This window comes from Komagataeibacter kakiaceti JCM 25156 (assembly GCF_000613305.1).
Map to the genome: position 1 here is coordinate 1 of NZ_BAIO01000293.1, position 2978 is coordinate 2978.

General features: G+C 62.9%; 4 protein-coding genes. 1 reads left to right on the forward strand and 3 read right to left on the reverse strand.

The features are described 5' to 3' along the window. Nucleotides 1-65: 65 nt before the first annotated feature. Genes JCM25156_RS12545 through JCM25156_RS12555 form a run of 3 tightly spaced genes read right to left on the reverse strand, consistent with a single transcriptional unit; the run spans nt 66 to nt 1700 of the window. A complete protein-coding gene (locus tag JCM25156_RS12545; protein ID WP_025813345.1) occupies nt 66-575 on the reverse strand; it encodes a DUF192 domain-containing protein in 510 nt (169 codons plus the stop codon). A gap of 34 nt (nt 576-609) precedes the next feature. Then, nucleotides 610-1269: an MBL fold metallo-hydrolase gene (locus tag JCM25156_RS12550; RefSeq protein WP_025813347.1), complete on the reverse strand. Its 660-nt coding sequence runs from the start codon at nt 1267-1269 to the stop codon at nt 610-612. Between the two features lie 50 nt (nt 1270-1319). Then, a complete protein-coding gene (locus tag JCM25156_RS12555) occupies nt 1320-1700 on the reverse strand; it encodes a baeRF12 domain-containing protein (RefSeq protein ID WP_025813349.1) in 381 nt (126 codons plus the stop codon). A 129-nt stretch (nt 1701-1829) separates the two neighbouring features. Between JCM25156_RS12555 and JCM25156_RS12560 the strand changes: the two genes are divergently transcribed. Then, entirely contained in the window at nt 1830-2909 is a 1080-nt protein-coding gene (locus JCM25156_RS12560; RefSeq protein WP_025813350.1) for an XdhC family protein, read from the forward strand. Nucleotides 2910-2978 lie beyond the last annotated feature (69 nt).

The following is a 2978-nucleotide window of genomic DNA, read 5'->3' on the forward strand; positions in this document are numbered from 1 at the left end:
GACATCCAGACTAAAAAACATCACAAAAAACACCATAAACCCCAGAAAACCGCCATTAATTAGAATCACTTACCGGGCGGCTGCGTGGCCAGTGCGGTGGACTCCACCCGATCCCCCACGACGATTCCGAGTTTTTCGGTAATGCCACCCTGAAGTTCCAGCGTCGCGCGGACCGGGCCGTGGCTGCTGATCCGGGCCAGGCTGAGGGGTACGGCGTTTTCCACGATGGAGGACACGCGGTTATCCGCGCCGATAAAAACGATATCGAGGGGTACGAGCGTATTTTCCATCCACATGTCGCTCTGGCGGGGGAAGGGCCAGACGAAGATCATGCCGCTATCAGCCGCCAAGGTCGGGCGGAACATCTCACCCACCTGCTGCTCACGCGGGGTCATGGCTTTTTCCACCGTGAAAACATGGGCAACGCCATTCGCACCTGTAATGGTCAGCGGCGCGGTAGGCAGCACGGGCTGGGCGTGGGTCGGCTCCCCCGTTTCCGCCGCCATGGCGGGGACGGACACCGTGGCCACGCATGCGGCCAGAACCAGCCATCGGCCTGCCTTGAAGGACATCATACGCACTTTCTCTCCTGCGCCGTGTTGCATACCGTCAGGCCAGAAAGGAATTTCCCGTCCGTTCAGCGCCGATTGTCGTCGCCGGGCCATGACCGGGCAGGATGGTGACATCATCGCCCAAGGGAAGCAATTCCCGGCGAATGGATGCGATCAACTGGTCATGGTCGCCATAGGGCAGGTCGGTCCGCCCCACGCTGCCGCTGAAAAGCGTGTCCCCCACAAGGGCGAAGCGGGACGCGGGATCATAAAATATGACATGGCCCGGTGTATGGCCGGGCACGTGCCGCACCTCGAATTCATGACCAAGGCAATCCAGCACCTCGCCATGTTTCACGAACCGGTCAGGTTGCACGTTTTCCAGCCCCGTCAGGCCAAACAGCGCGGCCTGTTCGGGAATGGAGGCCAGCAGGGGCGCATCCCCCTTTTCCGGGCCGATAACGGGAACCGGCACCCCCTGCCGCCGGGACAGCGTCCTGCGCAGGGCGTCGGCGCCACCGACATGATCCAGATGACCATGGGTCAGCCAGATCGCATCCACCGACAGGCCATGCCGTTCGATAAACGCCATGATGCGCGGCACATCCCCGCCCGGATCGACCACGACCGCATGGTGTGTGTCGGGATTCCATAAAATGGAACAGTTCTGCCCAAAAGCGGTAACGGGCACGACTTCGAGTGACAGGGATGCCGTCATGGATATGACCCTATTGTGGAATGCGCCCTGCATACCGCAGGGCGCGCGGATCAGCCAGCGGCGGGCAGGGGCCAGCCGGTCACGGGAATATCGAAATGCGACGCCAGTTCATGATCCGGCGTGTTGGTCAGGTCACGTTCCAGTTCCTTGACCACCAGCGGGCGGGCCTGCACGTCCAGATGGGTGCGAATCTGGTGCATCACTTCACCCGGCGCCGCGATGGCGATGCCCGGCGCTTCCTTGCGGCGCACCGCGTTGTTCAGGAATTCGGCAATCACCTTGCCATACGCGCCATTACGGGGCGCATCCATGCCCTTGGCGTCATCGCTCTTGAGGTGGGTGAACGTCGCAAGGCCATGTTCGCCATGCTTGAGAATGCGGGCGTGAATGCTATCGGCAACGACATACCAGACGGGATCGACATAACTCATTTACATTTCTCCATATCATGTGCTGGCCCACCATGGGCGGGCACATGCGTTATGACATACATGGGCCGCCCGACCCCGCATGTCTACCGGCTGGCATGACTGTATCTGTGCTGATAGGGTGGCTCTGTCATGACACAGCTTTCCTCCACGCGGGATCCCCTGGATCTCCTGATCGAATGGGCGCGGGCGGGCCAGCCCTGCGCCATGGCGACCGTGACCTCGACATGGGGCAGCTCCCCACGGCCCGCGGGCAGCATGATGGCGGTGTGCGCCAATGGCCGTATCGAAGGTTCGGTCAGCGGGGGGTGCGTGGAAGGCGCGGTGATCGAGGAAGCCGGAACCGTCATGGAAACCGGGCGGCCCATCAGTCTTTCCTATGGCGTATCGAGCGATGACGCATGGGCGGTCGGGCTGGCCTGTGGCGGATTGCTGGATGTGTATGTCGCGGCGGTACGCACGACCGCCCACCCGCAGGGCACGCTGGATCTGGAGATGCTGGAAACAGTGGCCGCCCGACGTCAGGCCCGCATACCTGTTATTGTTGCGACCGAACTGGCGACAGGGCAGGCGCGACTTCTCTACAGGGATGACCGGACACACCCCGATACGGATACGGCCCGGAGGCTTCAGGCCCGTGCGCGCGAGGTGTTCGAGACCGGGCGCAGCCTCCGTCTGGAGGATGAGGCGGGACAGGCGCAGTGGTTCCTGCACCTGATCCCCATGCCGCCACGCATGCTGATCATAGGGGCCGTGCATATTGCACAGGTTCTGGCCCCCATGGCGCAGACCACCGGCTTTTGCGTGACCGTGGTCGATCCGCGCTCCCAACTGGCCACGGCGGAGCGCTTTCCCGGCATCACGCTTGAGACCGACTGGCCGGATGAAGCCCTTGCACGGCTGGGTGTGGACAACCAGACCGCCATCGTCACGCTGACACATGACGCCAAGCTGGACGATCCGACACTGCACTACGCCCTGAACAGCGACGCCTTTTACATAGGCGCGCTGGGTTCACGCAAAACCCAGGCCTCACGCACGGAACGATTGCGGGAAACGGGATTTGCGCAGGCGCAGATCGCCCGAATTCATGGCCCCGTGGGGCTGGCGATCGGCGCGGTGGGCGCGGCTGAAATCGCCCTGTCCATTCTGGCCGAGATCGTGGCCGTGCGGCATAACAAACCTCTGGGCCGGTTATCCGGCTGGGCATGAGCGGAACACCGTCACGTATCGCGGCCATAGTCCTGGCCGCGGGCGCGTCAAGCCGCACGGCCCCCTGCA

Excerpts from the sequence above, each read along its gene's own strand:
- JCM25156_RS12550 (WP_025813347.1), bottom strand. The coding sequence starts at position 1,269 with ATGACGGCATCCCTGTCACTCGAAGTCGTGCCCGTTACCGCTTTTGGG.
- JCM25156_RS12560 (WP_025813350.1), top strand. The coding sequence starts at position 1,830 with ATGACACAGCTTTCCTCCACGCGGGATCCCCTGGATCTCCTGATCGAA.
- JCM25156_RS12545 (WP_025813345.1), bottom strand. The coding sequence starts at position 575 with ATGATGTCCTTCAAGGCAGGCCGATGGCTGGTTCTGGCCGCATGCGTG.
- JCM25156_RS12555 (WP_025813349.1), bottom strand. The coding sequence starts at position 1,700 with ATGAGTTATGTCGATCCCGTCTGGTATGTCGTTGCCGATAGCATTCAC.